Consider the following 21030-nt stretch of genomic DNA (forward strand, 5'->3'; position numbering starts at 1 on the left):
TGTCTTGATAATTAAAAGGGTAGTTAATTTGTTGGAATAGTAAATAATATATCATTGGTTTTATATGGGGCAAAGGTTCTATCTCTTCGAATTTGAGATACTTGACACATAAAAACTTGATCCAGACCAGAAAGATTATTATTCATCCAATGCTCAAAATTTGATGATGATAAAAGCGTGTAAGAAGCACATAATGAATTAAGCCCTTTTGGATGTATAGGGTCCCAATGATAATTCCAATGGCCAAATTTTCCAATCACTTGTTCGTCGATCAAAAATTGAAGTTCTCTATCAAAAGGCAAAGCTTTAATTTCTCGATTTTCAGCATAGGTAAGAGGAATATGAATTCCACGTGTTTCCAAATCAGAATGCCAATGACCATATCGAGAAAGAGGTAAAATAGATCCTGTCAACTGTATAATATTATGTCCTCTGTTTGGCTCAAGGTTATTACAAAGATAGGTAATGTGTCGATCTAATTTTTTACCTATAGAGAATCCATGTGCTCGATTTTTAATCGAAAAAGTTGATGAGCTTTCTCCTGATATGACTCCTCTTAAAATTGTGAAATCTAACCAATAGTCTTGATCAATTTGGATGGGAAAAGATAATGCACCTAAAACAGAAGTGCTTTCATGATCATTCAAATTCGAAATACATTGATTGATGAATTCAAATAGCGTTTCTTCTTTTACATTGTCCCCATAAATCCATTCAGGAAGCCAAACTGGTTTACTTGGTCTTAGAAGTATGTATGCCGGCTCAATCGGTAAAGCATGTGTAGCAAGATCTTTAGCGTAGTTATCAGGCATACTGAAAAATCTTCTACCAACTTCTATGGATCTTAGAAAAGCCGAACGTCCACGATGACTGCTGTCGGTATAAAACTGACCTGTGGCACCTTCTCTTTCTGAACCGAAAAAGTAGCTGATATCACTGTTTGCAGCTGGAGCATATTCGAATGTTCTATTCCACTCTGATTTGTAAAATTCAACAAATGGTATACCGGTACTTTCTTCTAAATCTTCTAGAGTACTTTTATAAACAAGGGGAACATCATGGCCTTGAGCTTTTTTAAAACTATTATTTTCAGGTTGAACCATTATTATAGGTTCGAAATTAGTAGAGAAAGCACCCTTTTCAATCAGTCCGATATCTTCAATTAACATATCTGAAAGTATTGATCGAGAATGTATAAATTTACCTATTTCCTCACTTGGTTTATATCCAAGATCTTTTGCCATTAAAAAGACAGATAAAACTTCAATACAATCAGATTCTTGTTTACATGAGTTTAGGAATGAAAACAGTACATTTTCTACTTGTGCAGGTGTTTCTACTAGTATTTCAGATAGCTGTCGACTTACCCAAAATTTTATAGAGGGAACAGGCCATTTAAGTCTAGCAACAAGCATTTTTGTAAATGTGTCATCAGTATTTTCAATTGAGTCCCAATCCCAATTAGGTGATACCAAAGGAAGATTACGTATATCTTCTTCAAGCTTTTCAATTATTGTATCTGTAAAATCGATAGCTTTTTCAGTGTTTCCAGATTCAACCAACAAATAGATAAGTTTGTTATTTGGGATGATTAAATCGCTCATTCCAGAGCGCCAAGTATTCGATGATTTTGTAGATTTTAATATAAATTCATCTACTCGTTCTGGGTAAATTTCAGCGACAATCTTTAATCGATTTAATGAGCTTTCACTAGACTCGTACCAGTCTAACCAACCGTTCATATTTATTTGAGCAGATACTAAAAAGTCAAAAGCTTTTTTCTTGCCATAAAACTTTTTGCTACTATGGAAAAGTGAGTCATACAGATATCTTTTATCGTCCAGCCTGTCCTCGGATGTAGATAATGAATTAGATAAAATACTGAGAAGTTCCTGTTCACGTCCATGGTCAACCCAGTAGGAATACCATTGGAGCCAGAATATACGGGTGGAATACTTTCCAGCTAAAGCTCTCTCAAGTTCTACTAATTGATTTGGAGGGTATAGTGCAGGATCTATATCAATTTTTTCATTAGAGATATTGGGTTTTGACTCCTCCTCCTGTAAAATTAAATCAATACCAAGGGATTTTTGAATGTTGGCAAGAACGGCTTCAGCCGCTTTGTCTCCCATTTCTGTCTTTTTTGCAATTAGTCTATGACACTTGTCTGAAAGACCTGTGAGACAAAAACGACCAACTGTACTAGAGTTAAAATTAGTGTGATTCAGTAAAGCTGATAATGACGTGTCTGCATCATACCATTCGCCATTTTGAACTTCTTGAGCATATTTTGAAGCTAATACTGAGGGGCGTAGCTTGGCTAACATTTCCGAGATTATTGATAATGAGTGTCTTGTTTCATCACCATCAGTAAATTTTGATATGTTAAATACAATAGGTGCGATTCGCTCTAAAAATATCAACGCTTCGGACGGGCAAGCTTTTGACAAATAATCTATAGCATCTAATACATTTAATATTGTTGTATCTTTATGATTTCCATAACCAATTGTGTAATCCCAAGAAAGTTTTGTCAGCTTTTCAACATACTCTTTATTCTTATGTCTTAAAGCGATATGTGCCAATTCTAAATTGTTGTTTGATCGTTCGCTTGTATCTTCTAATTCTTGAGATTGTCTATCCGTTGCAATCTCTAATAACAATTGTGCGGCTTCATCGGACAGCAGATTTAATTGGATATCAGAATACCAATGTCTTATCCATTCGAATAAGTATATCTCTTGATCAATAACTTCTTGAAGTTCTGAAAGATTGATACTTCTTTGTGTTGTTAGCAGGTGTACATCTGCTGAAATTTTTAACCAGTCACGTTTAAAGAAAATTGTTTCTCGCCTGTTATCATAATTACTCTCTTCTGGTATTACGATCGTCCTTAACAAGTCACTTATGGTAGGGAAATCTATTTCTCCATATACTACTAATAAATCCGCAACGTAACTTGCTAATTCAGTAAGCGTGTTCAGATAAAAGGTGATATCTACTCTTTCTTTGGTCGCTTTAGCCGGTAGCCAGGAAAAATTCCCTTCGGCTCTAAGTTTGATCACAAGTGCTGAAAAAAACCATTCGTGATAGTTGCTATAAGGATATTGATAGTATTCACAGTTTTCAGTATCTGGGAGATTATCCACTATGGAGCTAAAGTTTTTTTCCCTGTATAGCTTTAGAAGTTTGGTAGCAGCATGCGAGCTATTTTCTAAGAATTCTTGCCATACAAATACGTCGGAGTTTTCAAGTATACTTACTCTAATAGTGGACAATTCAAAATTTTTCCCCTCATTGGATATTCCTAAAGCATTAAGCGCTCTCATCATTAAAGATATATCATGTTTAGTGAGACAAGCATCTTTAAAAGCTTTTATATAACTATCGGGCCAGTTCACAAAATTATCTTCAGCAAAAACAAACTCATAATCGAGAGCTTCTGACAAGACGCCAGCTTTGATAATTATATGTGCTTCAGAATCTGATTCCTCTCTATTATTATGACTGTTAAATTTTCTTTGTGTTTTATGCTTGTTAATTGCTTTTTTAGCAATAAATTTTGCATTTTTAAGATCTCCACGTTGCCATAATGCTATAGAAAGTGTTGCCAGTTTTTTAGGTGTAAAGTCTCGATGCAGTGATACCTCTGAATCTATAAATGAGATAGGAGCGGATAACAACGATATCATTTCTAAAGCGGGAAAATCCCAGATTTGGAATTCAGGCCCATTATGTAGACGAGTTTTTAGTACTCTATGCTTATAAGCTTCCGAATAGTTTAATTCATTAAAGGCAATGTTTTCGGCTTCTTCAAGTAAGCGAGTTAGTGTTCGTGTATTGTAGCCTTCTGATACTCGATCAATTATCCAATCCCGTGTAACTCCTTCTCGAAGGGGTATAGTGTTGCCACTTTTGGCTAAACACAACCAATACCAGCTATTCCTTAAATGTTCTGGTGCTTGATTATTTAGCCATACACATACATTGTCGATTAGAGCAGAAATTCTGGAATCATGTTCTGCCTGCTTTCTGATAAAGACTATAAGACTTTCATGAAATGGACGAACACCAGATTTGGTTTCAAATAGTAGGTGTGAAACAGCGTTCAGACTCGGTTGTTCATCAAAAGAATCGCTAAGGATTGTAATAAATGACTCTCGTGGCCAGCTGAATTGAAAGCCACAACATAAATGCAATACATCTTTTTGTTTATGCGTAAGACGGCGCCAAAAATTTTGGTAATAACTTGAAATATGACTATTTTCACAAGGAGGCAAATGTTCTATAGTCCAAGAAGACAAAGGGCTGCCATTTTGCGTAAGATATTCACAAGAATAAATCACATGTAGTGGATAGCCAGAAGTTATACCCGTAAGTTCCTTTGCCGCCATATTGAGTTCATCTTTGATCATGTCTGCATGGCAATTCATATATAGACGACCAGATTCGACTTGAAAATTAAGGTATTGATATATGGCATTTTCAGTCATTGCTGGAAGCCAGTGCCATGTGTTTTGAGGGCAATATTCAAGAAGAGTATCGGGCAACATTACTTCATCAATAGGCTGTGTACCAACCAGTAGCACCAAATTACTGGGGACTGGAAGTAGTACTCTGAAAAATTCATCAAGAGGCTTTTTATTGCGGTCATTATCACGCCATACATGATCCAACCCATCGACAATCAAAACAAATGGTTTATCTTGTTCTTTGTAATGTGCTGCACATTGTTCCAATGTAGTTCGTAAGTCTTCGGGATTCGATGATGAAGCACCAACATCTCGATGATTGCTATTTACTTGCGAGAGCAGAGATTCAGCGACAATTCTCGGGCTGAGCCTATCGTCGGTTTGATCATCTACTGATAGAAAATAATGATGCCGAATCGTTGGAATTCCCATTTCCTCTAATGCTTGACATAAATAGCTTATATACGTACTTTTCCCTCTGCCTGGATCGCCTGTAAGTGTAATGACTTCGCCATATGATCCAATAATTTTATTTTGAATCGTTTTATGAAATTCTTCATCTGGAAGACAGTAGTTGTCTGGAATTGAGAACGATTCAGGAATTGGTTCTGGTCGCTTTAGTGATAAGATATCGCGAATATTGTGAAGATAAATCCATCCACCGTCTGAAGGCTGGTTTTGAAAAATAGCCCATTCTCTCGCCCTAATCAGCAGTCGATTAATACCATCATCATCCGAGTGTCTTTCAAGTTCACTACGTACGGTCCTAAAAATAGATTGGTAGCTACCTTCACTGTGCTGGATTTGTAATGTTGCAAAAAGAGTTCTTACTAAAGTTTCATTGCCTATTTGTTCGATGATTTTGGTGCGTGTTTCTAGTTTGATTTGATCATAATTCAGTTTTCCGTCTTTTAAGCAATCCTCAATTTCCCTGTCAGGAATTTTGTTGGTAACAAGTATTACATCTCCTAATTGATCAGGTAGAACCTTTGTAATTGCATCAGAAAGTTTTTTAAGAATAGATCTTGAACGCGCAGTCTTTCCACTTCGTGTTAATAACCAGTCCCAACTAAAGGCATTTTCATCTTTGTATGGACTTGGTGTGAATTTTACCTGACGAAAATCAATTTTTCCATCGGCACGTTCACAAACAATATCATCAATTCCCTGTGGGGCTTCATTTTCTAAAGAATCTGCTTCAAAACAAATGCGGCGAAATACAGTCGGACTATTGAGCCAATATGCGAGTATTAAAATACCTTGTAGCGTTTGATATTCATAACCACTGTATATTATTGCACTTGTTTTAATTTGCATTCTGTTTCCCCTTGGCATTGAAAACCAAGCTTCGTGTGTTTATGACCACCATAATTCTTTGCAGAAGATTTAATGTGTGATGAGTCACGATTGAACCCTGCTTTTTTATAAGATTGAGTTGGACATTAACACCCACATCTCAGAATAATACTATGACACTTACCTTGAATATTCAAAGCCTCAAAATAGAACTAATACTCAAGTCCATAGCCTTTTGCGATGGAACGAATAAATAGCTAAACGAACTGTGCTCTGCCATATCCTCAGCATATTTCTTTTTAGCTTGAACCACCACATCATTTATTTTATCTTCACCCTTGATCTCCACCATAACCCAAGAATCATCGAATTTTTGTACTAAAAAGTCAGGGTAGTATTTACGGACTGTATGTGACTCTGGATCGATATACGAAACATAAAAATCTGATTGACCATGGGTTAGTTGGCCGGTAAAGAATACTCGTTTTATTTCCTTCTCATCTTTCATTGCTTTTTTAAAGAATGTGATCTCAGGATTTGAATCAAAACAATAAGGATTATAATGAAATGATTTAGAGGCATTTTCTGTGTCAAAAGCATCAAGAACCTTATCAAGGGTTGCTGTAACACATTTAAAGCCTTCTTGACCTTCTGGAGGCTCATTAACAAGAGATATTTCTTGTTCATACGAGGTTTGTTTCTCTTCGAGGTCCCAAAAATGATTAAATAGTTTTGGAATAATGACATCATGAATGATTTCATTATATTTGTTGACCATTTCAAGAATAGCATTGATACCATCTTCTGATGTTTCAAGCAATGTTTCTATAAGTAAAGATGGTTTCCCTATGTAAGCACTGCAAAGCGAAACAAGCATCATTTCTGAGTAGTTAGTTTGGCGCTTTTTGATATCTTCTTTATAAGTATGATTACCTAGATTTTTAAGCCCTTCCATAGTTGTGACGGTTGCAAGGTACTTGTGTGTGTCAACGGTGTTTAAGGCAAAATCAATGCCATCTTTTGCTAAGACTTTTTCTTTTAATTCATAGGTTCGTTGAACGCGTTTGATTTTGAGTTTTTCTAGTGGAAGCTTGACTTTGAGCGTAATAATTTCTTTATCAGATGCATCTTTATTGCCGAAATTTTCTAGCTTCATGTTGAAGTTTGCTTCGAGTTCTGAGGCCAAAATCTGTTCATTTTCTGATGAAAGATAAACATGACCGTTGAGTTGTGCCGGTTCGACCGCTCTAAGACATCTCATCGTTGCTTGTAATACGAATATTTTTGACTGAGGTTTTCGATAAAGTGCCGTTGAAAAAAGACTGCGACAGTTCCATCCCTCTTGGCCTTTGTTGACTAAAAGTATGAATTGTTTTTCGCTTGCAGGGGTATCGAGGTTTATAAACTCACGTATGTCATCGTTAGTGGTAAGTTTTGGATCACCAACATTTACTAAGATCTTGCTTGTATCAATGTTGAGTTCATCTAAGACCGCTTCCAATGCTGGCTTCAAATCGTTTTCAAGGATATCGATGCTTGGCGCGAAAAAAGCAATCTTTGGCAGCATGTTTTCAAATCGTTTGCCTGCAAATTTAGTCCAAAAATCGCTGATGACTTGTTTCACAAAATCCGATTCACCAACGTTGTCATAGGCTTTTACAATAGGATTTTTGAGATATTTTTTTTCAATCGCATCTTTGAGTGAGTAAGCATAAACGACTTCAGGGATCAGCTTGTTGTTTACATAAGGCGTACCCGTGAAGTTATAGCATCCAACGACCGTCGTCTGCTCTGAAATCGCATCGATAGAGGCCTTAAGCTTTTTCATGCTCCCTTCTAGTGTCGTCCCAAATGCATGGTGGGCTTCATCAACATAAATTGCCAAGTTGTCCAACCGTAAAAGCTTCTCAAAGCGTTGATTCTTGGTTAGGTACTTGTCGTCTATCAACACAACATTGTCGAGGTCAAGCATTGCATCCATGTCTTCGAGAATACTCAGAACATCAGAATCCATCAATTTTTTGACAGCACTGACTTCGGTTGCTTTTTCTTGCAATGATATTTTTTGTTGATTAGTAATAATGATATTAAAATCACTTCCATCAAGTGTATTGAGTTGCGTACTGGTGTCTGCAAGGAAGTGAAACTTGATTTCACTGTTGATAAAGTTCCGATACTCAGGCGGTATAACAAGTGATTTATCAAAAGTAATGATCTCACGTAGCGACTCAAGAACGGTTCTGTCGGGAGCAAATACAAGCGCATTATGTGCATACAGCTTATCTTTTGGAAACTTGTTCGCCAAGATGAACTCATAGAAAATTGTCGTGGCCATGAGGATCGTTTTACCTGTTCCCATGGTAAGAGCGAATACATAGTCGGGATAGTTACGTTTTAATTGCTCTAATTGTTTTTTGAGATCTTTATAGTAGCCATCAAAGAGCTTTTGCTCATCTTCTACGAAATTGAAAACTCCTTGCTTTCCTTGTGTAGTAGAGATAGCTAGTTCCTCTTGCTCATAAAGATGGGTAAACACATCAAAAACTTTCTTGTTTTCAAAAAACTCTTTCATGAAGACATAGATTTCAAGTGCTTTAAATTGAGGTTCCCTTAGATATCCGTCTTCGTTGTAATCCAAATAAACTTTTGTGACACGGCGATATTTTTTTTTGATCATACCCTTGTTGCGTTCGTAATAAGCGAGCAAGTTCGTAAAGAGTGAGTACTGATCGATGTCAGGCTGTGTTGATTGAGATTTTTTCTTAGCCATTTGACATGACCTCAAAATAGGTTTCTGATACTAAATCTGTAATTTTGATCGCTACGGTTCCTCGGTCTTCTGGTAGCTCATATTCACCTAAAACCAATTCTTTTTTGTCAGGAATATCAACAATTTTTGGTTCGAATACTGACCCGTCATAGTTGGTGTCAATCATGATCGATTCTACCATTTCACGGTAATCTTCAACTTCAGTACCATCTTGGCGGAGTTTTTCAAGCAAGCTATTCGGATAGAATTTTTGAATCTTGAGTTGATTGCCATCTATGACAATTTGGGCTTCAGATTCACGTTTAAAAACAAGTTCGGAACCGTCTTTTAAGATGTCATATATATCGATGTTAATATTGTATGGACATTCGTTCTTGAAATGGCCTTTAATATCAGGATCATGCCCCATACATACCAGCAGAATATCGTCCACTTTGGCTTTGCTATTTTCTTTTGAAAGCTCTTCGTATGCTTTATAATCGAGGTTCATAATAAGATTAGAGACATCGGCCTTGGTTGCAATACGATTTACTGGCATAATCTTGACCTTCTGGCCATCTTTCATCCCATCAAAGTAGCTAGAGTTTCCAAGTGGATCGATTTCGAGTGCTTCTATGAGAAGGTCTTTGGCCTGTACTGGATTTCTGAAGACATCGTAGTTGTTCACATTGAATACTTCAAAGCCACACCCCTTGTATTCATCATCTTTTATTAGATCTAAGTATTTATTTTCATCTACTATATTTAAGAGGCGTTTTGTAGTAGTTTGAATAGCACCAAGATTAATATCTGCACCTATAAAGCGTCTACCTAGTTTTTGTGCAGCAGCCATTGTTGTTCCTGAACCCATAAAGCAGTCTAGAATAATACTAGATTGATTTGAAGACATTTTAATTATTCGCTCAAGTAAAGCTTCTGGTTTTTGTGTGGGATAGTCTAACCGTTCGTGAGATTGTGATGCAATTACTGGAATATCTGTCCACAATGAATTAACTTCATATCCTTGCCATTCATCCAGATATTGTTTCCTTCTAATTCTTCCATCTTTGTTGCTAGGTAGCAATAATTTTCCTTCGTCATAATACCTTTGCATAACTTCTGGTTTAACACTCCACCCATTTCTTCCAGGTTTATATCCCATAAAATCGTACATCAAAGTTGGCCTTGGAGCAGGTGCATTTAAAGCTGTTGACTGATACTTTCTTCCGTTTGCATCAGTTTGATTAAAACTACTTTTTATATATTCTTCTGCACCATGCTGCGTGAATTGACTATTAAAAATTTTATCATCTGTTTTAGAATAGACGAGTAAATAATCAACTATATTTTCAATTCTATTTGCGTCAGGTGACGTTTTACTCATCCTTCTTTTCCAAATAATTTCATTAACTAAATTTTTTTCGCCAAATATTTCATCCATGATGCATCTTAAATGGTGAACTTTATGCCAATCACAATGTAAATATATTGAACCTTGATCGGAAAGCAATTCCCGCAATAAAACTAACCTCTCATACATAAATTGAAGATATTCATCATTTGACCACATATCGGTATATTGTTTCTCTTCAAACATAGAAGTATCATTTGTAACTTCCATTCCTTTTAGATTGATTTTTTTCTTGTAATCTGCTTTAGAATCAAATGGTGGATCGATATAAATCAAATCAACTTGACCACGATACTCTTTCAAGAGATGTGACATTACTTGGATATTGTCACCCCAAAATATCTTATTAAGCCATCCGTTGATATCTTCACCATGAACTTCTTTGAGTTGCGCAGGAAAATATTTAGTGCCTTTAAAAGGTCGCTTCCCCTTCCAGTTAAGCATAGGAAACCCTTTAATAGGCTCGAATTTATATTCTGCTACTTTCTCTAAACTGGTATCTAATTCTAAATTTTGTGACTCCACTGTTATCTCCTAAAATATACTGCTTTTACATTTTTCTTCTGGTTTTGTTCTTGTGCAATAGTGTTTAAAATCACATTCTTTACATAAGTCCAGCGGTCTTGCTGATAAGGTATAATCTTTATTCTCTATTTTATCCACAACCTTATCAAACGATGCTAAGGTCTTCTCAATGGATGAGCTATTCTTGATATAGCTGATCTTCGGATCGCCTTCCGTCTCCCCTGTATAGTAAAGATGCATCTTGGAGACAGTTTTGCCATATTTTTCCTCTACGATATGAGCATACACTTCCAGCTGTCTTTGATAAAGCTCAAGGCGGCCTTTTTTTAAATCTTTAGGCTTCTTGGTTGCTTTAAAATCAACAATCTCAACTGTATCATCTTGTCCTTGGATAAGATCGATTACGCCTTTTAAAATATAATCTTTACGTAGCACTGATATATCAACTTCGGCGGCAACAATGTCTTTGAATTTGGTCTGATTGCGCTTATAGTAGTTCATGACATGTCTAAGTGCTGCTTTTAACGCCCCTTTATCCAAATATGCGTTTTCCTTCAATGCGAGTAGATTATAGTTTGTATTTAACCACTCCTCTATGCGCCATTCTGGGATTGGTTTAAAATTATTCTTGAATGTATCAGTATGTATATCCTCTATGGTCTGATGCACTAGTGTACCAAATATAATCGTACCCGATCTGGCAGGGGTAAATTCCAACTCTCTATAAAACTTGTATTGGAGTGGACAATTCTCATAAAGAGCAATGTCTGAGGTAAAACTATACTGATGGTTGATTTTGGCTTTTTTAACGCTTTCCAGTTCAAGCTTCACATCTTTTAGTGTTTCTTTTTTCCATGAAGGAATTTTCAAAAGGGTGCTTGCTAGTGCTTTTGAAGGTATCGGCCACGATCCTGTTGGTCGTATCATATCAGAGAGTAGGAGTAAATTCTGTGCTCTTGAGAAAGCGGTGTAGTAGAGTCGTGTAAAATCAAAATCTGCAATCATCTCATAGGGCTCAAACTCTTTTTTGGCCATAAACGGTAATAATTTATCATCCAGTTCTTTGTGCTGTGATCTTGGCTTATTATGAAGCCCTGTCACGATGGTTACGGGGAATTCCATCCCTTTGGACTGATGAATTGTCATGAACGAAATAGCACCTGATGGAGCTAACACTTCACCGTCTTCATACTCACTAATCCCGCCTTGATATAAATAGTGCAGGAAAACAGAGAAATAGTTTTTCAACACACTATCGAGCTTTGATTCGCTAAGGACGGAAACATAGTAGTATCCTTCGAATTTAACAGTTAAGTCTATGAACATTGAGAGATTTCTGGTGGCCAATGAGCTATTTGTTAAAAAATTTGCAAACGGTTCAAATTGAATCAACTTATAGATAAGAGAGGTAATACTATCATCTGTAGTTTGCCCCTTGTCTATCTGGGTGTAGATTTTAGCTTGGGTTCTTATGAATAGTAGCAGTTCGGGATCGGGATTGTTTTTAATGTAGCTCTGAGCCGTTAACAAACATTTTTTGATATAGTAGTCTTTAATTGTATCAGTTTCATAGATATCACCACGCTGATACGAATCGATAAACCTTTTGAAAATGATCAGCAAAAATCCTATAATGAGTTTAATCTCATCACGTTGGAAGTAAAAATCCGAACGGGGTGAAAAAACAGGAATTTGATTCTCTTCCAAGAATCCAATAAGATTTTTAATTCGATCGCCTTTAACAGAGTTTGCCAAAAATGTAATCTGATTTAGGTCAGCAAGTGTATTGGTAGCTTGAAGATACTGAATAAATTCTAAGACACCTTGATTCCAAGCCTCTTCCTCTTCGACCATTAGCTTTAAGACGGACGGATACTTAACAAACTCTTTGTCTTTGGGTGGTTGAATCGTTTTGTCATGACGATAGGAAACACCGTCTTGAGTCCAGGTTTTGCTTTTGATGTAATCATTGTAAAAATCTATTATTTTCTCATGAGAGCGGTAATTGGTTTCTAACTTTACGACCTTACAATCATCAAATTTATTTGAGAACTCAAGAATATTTCTAACCGTTGCTCCTCTAAACCGATAAAGAGACTGATCATCGTCACCCACAACACACATCTTTTTGCTCTTCGAAGCGAGCTTCAAGAGGATCATTTCTTGAAGGGTATTTGTGTCTTGGTATTCATCGATCATAAAATATTCGATCTTATTTTGAATCATTTCTATCACTTCTGGATGTTCAGTTATGAGGCGATAAAATTCCTTTTCAATAAGAGCGAAGTCTATGCAGTTTTCTTCTATCATCAAGTGATAGTAGTAGTCGTATGCTTTTGCGTATACTCGTAGTTCTTCATCGTTTGATACAGCCAATAGGGCCGTATCAATATTCTCCTCGGTAAATTTATTAAAGAGTGCAATTAGAACTTCTGTGCGAGCCCAGTTGTCTTTTGGCTTGATGAATTCTGCCAACTCTGGTATTTTTTTAAATATTCCATAGATGTGTCTGTATACATAATACTTTTGGTCAAAGTCATCGAGAATAGAGTAGCTGCGTTTAAAAACAGAATATTCAAGATGTTCATCAATGAGCTCTAAAAATATACTATGAAGTGTTCCGATATAAAAGTCGTTGACGTTAATCTTTAGTCCATGTTCAAGTATTTTATTCGAAATACGTGTTAGAAGCTCTTTCGCTGCTTTTTCGGTAAAAGTTGAGATGAATATATTCTCAGGCAAAACCTGCTTCTCGACAAGAATGTGGACAATGCGCTCTGTAAGAGTAAAGGTTTTTCCTGAACCTGGCCCTGCAACTATTAGAAGTGGCTGTTCTGTGATTTCTACGGCTTGTTTTTGCGGTGTTGATAACAAATCGGACGCCCCATCATTAAATATAATTAAATAATACAATCCATTTGCTAAAATTCTCAAAAGAGAATAGATACAATGATTAGTATTAGCTCCTTTTTGTTGTTAGTTTCGCACCTTTTTCATTTTCGTGCCAAGCCAGTTCAGTCTCCAGTTCATAAAGAGCAGCACATCATCTTCAACGAACTTATTTCTCATTTCTGCAAATTTATCCATATAAAGTTTCATTAGTCCTGCAAGGAGCTACTTCAGACATCAGAGTATCAAATAGGCAACGATTATTTCAATTCAGTAGAAAGTGGATGTACTGTCAATCTCATCCAAACGTACACCGATATTCCTCGCGCCATCTACTGCAGCCATGCCAACCTTCAGTGTTAATCCACGGGAATAGATAGAAATAGTAGCTACAGACTTATGCCCCATCTGTGTTTTGACTTCCGTTTCTGATGCACCCTCCAATAAAAGGTTTGTAGCAAAGGAATGTCTACCTTTATGAGGAGAGATAATCTTCGGATTTAATCCAGCAAGCTTTGCATCCTTCTTCATCGCCTTGTAGATGGCCATATAGGACAAAGGGTCTCCAGGCACAGTAGTACCATTCTTATTTTTGGCTGGTCTTTCAGCAGTGAATATTTCGTGGTGTTTATTGCTGTTTTCATATCGCATAGTCCTAATATACCGCGATACCTTTTCTGCCAATAACGTCCTAATCCAAACAGGGCGTCCCTCAGATTTTGGCTGTTTACGCTGATCCTTGTTGTAGGAAACATAAACATGAAAACAGAAAAATTCTTCATCGCCTGCTCTTGGAACATCATAGAATTCTTTATAGTCAATATTAAAAAGCTCACCTATCCTCACCCCCGACTCATAGAGGAATTGGTAGATCAATTTATTTCGCCCAGAAGCCACATTCATCAATTGCGCCCAATCATCAATTTCAACAGCTTTAGACTTAGGGTCATCTTGCGCTGGAATACGCATTCTCGGTATATCAAAAGACAATCCGTAAAGCGGCTTGATGAAATTCATCAAGAACTGTCTTGCATCCCTCTCTCTCAATGCAATAGTGCTCTTTTTGAGGTTATTCTTTTTTCTCTCAACATCATCACCCCTATACATCTTGTCAGATGCAAGCCACTGCCTGTACTCCATAAAAATCTCATAGGTCATAAATCTAACATTAATATACAAATAGTCTAGGTATTCAAATAAAAGGCGAAGGGAATATGCTACACGTTCTTGTGTATTTAAAGAGTCTTTATAATTCTCATGGATATATCTATTGGCTATCGTGACAGGCTGATCATTGTCATTAAACAAAAACCATCTTTCCCCTTGACCAATATCAAGCTTAACAACCTCAAACTTTGAATGCATCATACGATATCCCCAGTACCATCAAACTACCACATCTTTAGTGTCTCATTTTCATTATAGCTAAAAGTTGTATGATTATGTAATTAAGGAGGCTATATGCAATATACTATATGAAGTCTCAAACTGGGTTTACTTTCCCACTTCAATAATGACGAGGGTGTCGGGGCCGTATTTGGCTTCACATGCCGTTTGGAGCTCAAAATAGATTTCGGAGAGGAGCTTAGATTTATCCTGTAACAGTGCTCCGATCTCTTCCGTAGTCATTCGCGCTCCGCAGTGTTCCGTCATTCCCAACTTGATTGGGAATCCATCTCAAATTTAATAATTTTATTATAACGAAGGGGGGCTAAAAAGAGGCTATATCGAAAAATACTATGAATATTTTTACATACTTTTTTTTTACTACTTTAATTTTTCCAAACTTCAATTCCAGCCCAAAAGACTGGGTGCATATTTGGATTTTGTCGAAGATACTCTTTAATGGCTATATTTATAACTTCATCGATATTTCTATCCATTTCGATAATCTTTTCAAATATCTTTAATGATGGCTCTAAAAACACATCCCATCTACATAAAACCGCACTATTGATATTTTTTGAAAGAACACTACTGATTATTGTATTGCTTGTTTCATGCTCACCAACTGATAATGAACCTCCACTACAACTTAGAAAAGCCATACACTCCAATCCATGAATAAATTTAAAATCATCTATTGTATAAGTTTTTTTCTCACCCTCGATAGATAATGCACCTGTTAATATATTTTGATTACTCCCTTGAATACCATGACTGATTATTAAAAGTGAATTTGTTTGATTGCTTTCCATTGCACTAGTAATACTAGAGAAATTATTTTCAAAATTTTCAATATTTTTTTGACTTCTTATTTGACTTTCACTTATCCATTGATCCGTTTCAATAAATTGCATATCTGTTTTTTTTCCGAGATTTGCAATACTAAACGCACATGTGGTATTTATTTTTTTATCAAGAAAGTAATGTCTATTCATTAAATTCACTATAGAATCAACTTCCTCAACTAACCATTTATCGTATATACGAATTAAATTGGAAGAAATAAAAGGCAAAGATAGGTCATGATTTATATAAATTTTTTTATATTTATTGCTCGTTATATACCCAAGCAAAGGCTTAAAATAATACAAAGATAGATTGGAATATGACTCTTCTATCTTTTTTATATCATATTGTGTGCTTGAGGTAAAAGTTTGAATTTGATGAGCTAAATTATCAACATCTTTTTTATCAAATGAACCCTTATTATTGATAAAACCAAAATCAATAAAATCATTTGTAATAACAAAATAGCATATAAATATTTCTGTATCAATATATTGATAATATATTTCGTCTGTCTCCATTTTCGATTGGATTATCGTTATCGGCACTTCTTCATAAAATGAATCATTCATATAAATAGGATGTTTTTCTTCTAAAATTCTTCTAAGTTCAGCATAACGTTGACTTTTTTCTTTATATTCTTCACTTAAAAATGCTTCTTTAAAATTTTTAACACTATATTGTGAAAGTTCCTCAAGCAATTGCAAATATTCTTTTTCAATTTTTTCTAATTCTATGGTTACTTGTGCACCTGACTTATTAATCTTTTTTTCTTTTTGAGTTCGCAATGATAAATAATCAAATGCATTTAATATATTTTGAATTATTTTAAATTCTTCAATTTCATTTAAATACATCTGACCTTTGAATACTATAATATTTACTCTCAGATAGAGTTCATATATTATTCTGCTTTCATCTGATATAAAAGCTCTTTCATACGTATTTTTCAGATTTTTTCTTTTTTCTTCTAAATCCTGAATAGAAATAGTCAAAAGTTTCAAAGATGTTTTCCACCGTTCTACTGGCGAATATTTGTTATCTGAACCCATAAAAATCAATTCAGCAAACCAGTTTAATAGCTTAGCCCTTTGATCTTTTCTCATCACAAGTGCATGTATAAGATTCTCTATATTGTTCATAATCAAATCAAAATCAATAGTTAGGTGTTTTGATTTTGCAGTTGCAAGAACATAATGATAAAAATCAAAAGCCCATTGAGCATCATAGTTCTGAGGATTATAAACTTTATAACCAAATAGAGAATAGATAGTATTCCAATCTTCTTTAGCAATATATTCGTACACCTCATCTTGCTGTGCATTTTTAGGAATCAGTCTTTTAAAAAATTGAATAAAAAAATCAAAGTCACTTTCAGAGAATAAATTTCTATTACTTTGAACCCAAATGTTAAGCACGCCTAGTCCATCTTCAAGCAATGGTACAATCTCTTGAATCTCTACAAAATATTCAATGGTAGTTGCAATACAAGCAATACCTTCTATTTCTTTTCCATTTTTATATTGAGCCATACCCCACGAAAGTGTTCCTAGAAGCCTTGCTATTTTTGAATTTTTCTTATCATCAATTCTATTGGCGAAGTACCATAAAGATATTGAATGATTGTTTGCAAGTTGCATTTCTCCGATATACATAAAAAAGTTTGCTATGTAATATCGAATCCAAATTTGCTCTAAAACATTTTGAGATTGTGATACAAGAGCTTCTGCTGATTCTTTAAATATTGTTATTTGTTCATAAGACAAATTACCACTCTTATAAAACCTAATCATCTCCAGTAATTCATTTTCTTTGAATTCATTAAATATTGCAGATTTGTTAATATCATCAACATGGATTTGGCTGTCAATTTTTCGTAAAATCGTTATAACTTTGCTACTTAAATATTTTTTCCAAGTTTGTTTTGTTTGAGAGTTATCTAGAAAGTCTTGCCAAATTAAATAGCCCTTATCATCATACGTAAGAATTAATAAACTATTAAAAAGCTCATTAACTCTCATTATTGGAAGTCTATCTGGATACTTTCTTTGGTATCCAGTCTTAATTATTTTGTTCGAATAGCCATGATTACCAAGTAATTTCATACGATATTTTGCGGCATCTACTGCATGAATATTGTTGCAATGTTTTAAAACATTTTTAAAATGGTAATAGGCTTGATACGGGCTACTGTAAACTTCAAACCATATTCTTCCAAGCCTATAATTTTTTTCAATTTCTAAAACTTCATCATCATATCCAGCTAATACACTTAAAATTTGTTGTTCAGCTAAATTGCCATTAGTAGGTTTATCTTTTTCAATTTTTAGAATCTCCGACAATAACAAATGATATGGCATACCACTGATACTAAAAAGTTGCTTTCTAAATTCTATGGCTAAATCAAAAGTCTTATCTTTTGTAAAATAATCAGCACATATCTCAAGTGCTTTGACATCCCTAGTATCTATTTCAAGAATATGCTCATACACATTTTCAAATTTATTTAATTGTATTGCCGTTTTTAGTAAAAGAGTATTCAAGCCAACTAGCAAAGGATTTTCTTGAAATAATATATTTGCAATAACATCAGCTTCATGATGTTTTTCATCAAAATAATACAAATCAGCCAATTGTTTTTTTTCACTGCTATGTAATATTCCAAAATTATCTTTCAAAAATTCAATCGCTTTATCTTGAAATCCATGCTGTAACCAGATCATAACTTGTAAATTTCTAATTGATAACTGACTTAACTCTGATTTATATTTTTTAAATACATCCATTGCCTCTTCATAAGTTGTGTTTTCTAATTCTTCAAATATTATTTTTTGCATATTTTTCGAATCATCATCTTCATACTTTATACTTAATATTTCTATATCGTATTCTTGTAATTCAGAAGTTATTCTTTCACTATTGGATATATCTGCTTGAAGTAGAAAAAGAAAATGAAAGTTAAATTGTTTGCATAAATATTCTATATATGTAATAAGTTGTACAGAATCTATATTTTCATAAGAATGATAATTAAAAAGTTTTGTTCCACTTTTTATTTGAAAATTACTTTGTGTAGTATTTAAAAATATTTTTTCTAATCCTATGATCAAAACAATACTTTCTTCTTGTAAAGTTGATAGACTTGAATGAAGCTCATATACAGATTTAGTTTTTGGTGAATAAAGTTCAAAACTATCGAAGCCATAATTTGAAGATAGTCGTTGAATTTCTTCAAAATTCAATGTTTCTTTTTCATAACTTATTATAAGAACATTATGATTTTGAACACCATTTAGTATGTTAAAAATTAATTTTTCAGATAAATTTGTGCTGTTTAAAATGAGCGTTTTTTGGCGTTCGATTTGTTTCATAAATACCTTTTTAAATATATTACTATGAAAGTTCAATAGAGTAGCTAAAAACTTTATTAGACTTATTTCATAACCTAATTTTTAGATAAAGCTGGATTCCCGATCTAGTCGGGAATGACAAGAAAAGTTAATCCCTACCCTCAGCTTCATCGGCAATTTTCTTTAATGCTTCTTTAACATTGTTAACCTATAATTATCACTGTAATTCGCCTTCGGGCAGCTCTGCTTACTTCGTAGGCAGAATAATTTCTCCACAAATTCTCGCCCATTCAACAATCAAGTGTAATACAATTATTTTTATTTAATATCGCATCCAAGCACACTAAAAATTAAATTGATATGACAATTTGACAGATTTAAATTGTAGAAATAAAAAAGCTAAAAGAATAAAGAAAAGTGGTATTCCCGAACAAGTCCAGAATACCACATGAAAAGAAAGAATTTAGATACGTGCGTATGAAACGCTGATACACGCTTTAAGCGCTGCAAGTTCTTTGAGAGTTTTATCGTTGACGACAGAGTCAACCATGATAACGGCAAGAGCTTCACCGCTTTTATTGCGACCGAGGCGGAAATCGGCGATATTGACTTCATGTGCGGCAAGCAGTGTACCCACTTGACCGATAACACCCGGTACATCGGTATTTTTGAAAAGGATCATATTCCCTTTCGGTTCAACATCGATACCGAAACCGTTGATATCAACGATACGCTGTACATCGTCATTAAACATCGTCGCACTGATTTCGATTACATTTTTATCGGTAGTAAGTTTGACGGTTACAAGGTTTTTATAGACAGGACTTGCAGGAAGTTCTTCTGTTTCAATCTTGATTCCACGCTCTTTTGCAACGAAATCGGCATTAACATAATTAATCGTATCACCTGAAATATCAGCCAAAGCACCGACAGTTACAAATGTTGCAAGTGAATTGACATACTCAGCAATATCACCGCGGCCGCTTACTTTGATCGAAACAATCGGTGCTTTATTCATTTGAGAAGCAAGGAAACCGATTTTTTGCCCCATTTCGAGGAAAGGTTTTACAAATGACGGGATTTTAGTCTCATCGATCGGTAAGTTCAATGCATGAGGATATGCAATCCCTTTTGCCGCTTCGATCGCTTGTTGAGCTGCTTCCACACCGATGTTGTATTGAGATTCGAATGTATTTGCCCCTAAGTGCGGAGAGACACAGATATTATCCAAATCAAGAAGTTTATTATCGATAGCGGGTTCTTTGTTAAATACATCAATTCCGGCAAATCGGATTTTTCCTGATTTAAGACCGTCATAGAGTGCATCTTCGTTGTACAAACCGCCGCGTGCACAGTTGATTAGAACAACACCGTCTTTCATTTTAGCAATTTCATCCGCACCGATCATACCAACCGTCTCTTTGTTTTTCGGAGTATGGATCGTAATGATGTCACAAGCCAAAATATCATCAAAGTTTGTTGTATATTTAGCACCCAAATCGGTTGCTTTAGACGGGTGAATATATGGGTCATACGCAATAACATCCATTTCAAAGGCTTTAGCGCGGATACCGACACGGCTTCCGATATTACCGAAACCGATAACTCCCAGTTTTTTACCTTTTAACTCATATCCGTACCATTTTTCACGTTTCCAGATGCGTTGATTTTTCAAATGATCGTGAGAGTACGGGAACATACGCATACAAGAGAGCATATGTGTCATCGTCAATTCAACCGCAGCAATAGTATTTGCCGTAGGAACGTTCATTACAATGATTCCCTCTTTTGAACATCCCGGAATATCCACGTTGTCAACACCGACTCCGGCACGAACAATAGCTTTCAGTCCGCGCCCTGCTTGGATAAATTTGTCATCAACATCGGTTGAACTGCGTGTAATTGCAACATCTGCATCAACAAGAAGATCCAACAGTGCAGTTTTATCCATATCAGCAGCAAAAATCATTTCGACTTTATCATCACGGCGAAGGATATTCAAACCCTCTTCATGAATATGATCACATACGACAATTTTAAATTTTTCCATTACTTTTCCTCTGTGTACGGCGATACAGTCGCCGTGATTTGGTAGGTTTTTAGTTT

The 21030-nt window shown here is 35.1% G+C and carries 8 protein-coding genes; all 8 read right to left on the reverse strand.

The features are described 5' to 3' along the window. Nucleotides 1-23: 23 nt before the first annotated feature. A complete protein-coding gene (locus tag PHP90_RS06150; protein ID WP_299926898.1) occupies nt 24-5789 on the reverse strand; it encodes an ATP-binding protein in 5766 nt (1921 codons plus the stop codon). Between the two features lie 172 nt (nt 5790-5961). After that, nucleotides 5962-8538 carry a DEAD/DEAH box helicase family protein gene (locus PHP90_RS06155; protein ID WP_299926901.1) on the reverse strand — a complete coding sequence of 859 codons (2577 nt, stop codon included), beginning with the start codon at nt 8536-8538 and terminating at the stop codon, nt 5962-5964. Beyond that, the gene (locus tag PHP90_RS06160) at nt 8531-10453 is read right to left on the reverse strand and encodes a site-specific DNA-methyltransferase (protein ID WP_299926904.1); all 1923 of its coding nucleotides are present in this window, start codon (nt 10451-10453) and stop codon (nt 8531-8533) included. The genes PHP90_RS06155 and PHP90_RS06160 overlap by 8 nt, the downstream gene beginning before the upstream one ends. 9 nt (nt 10454-10462) lie before the next feature. Further along, nucleotides 10463-13327 (reverse strand): ATP-dependent DNA helicase, encoded by a 2865-nt coding sequence (locus PHP90_RS06165; protein WP_299926907.1) that lies wholly within the window; start codon nt 13325-13327, stop codon nt 10463-10465. 285 nt (nt 13328-13612) lie between these two features. Continuing rightward, on the reverse strand, nt 13613-14710 hold the full coding sequence (locus PHP90_RS06170; RefSeq protein ID WP_299926910.1) for a site-specific integrase: 1098 nt from the start codon (nt 14708-14710) through the stop codon (nt 13613-13615). Between the two features lie 126 nt (nt 14711-14836). Next, complete coding sequence (locus PHP90_RS06175) at nt 14837-14971, reverse strand: hypothetical protein (RefSeq protein ID WP_299926913.1); 135 nt, start codon at nt 14969-14971, stop codon at nt 14837-14839. Between the two features lie 143 nt (nt 14972-15114). Further along, on the reverse strand, nt 15115-18945 hold the full coding sequence (locus PHP90_RS06180) for a hypothetical protein (RefSeq protein ID WP_299926916.1): 3831 nt from the start codon (nt 18943-18945) through the stop codon (nt 15115-15117). A 442-nt stretch (nt 18946-19387) separates the two neighbouring features. After that, entirely contained in the window at nt 19388-20974 is a 1587-nt protein-coding gene (gene serA / locus PHP90_RS06185; RefSeq protein WP_299926919.1) for a phosphoglycerate dehydrogenase, read from the reverse strand. Nucleotides 20975-21030: the final 56 nt, after the last annotated feature.

It is taken from the genome of Sulfuricurvum sp. (assembly GCF_028712165.1).
Classification (GTDB): Bacteria; Campylobacterota; Campylobacteria; order Campylobacterales; family Sulfurimonadaceae; genus Sulfuricurvum.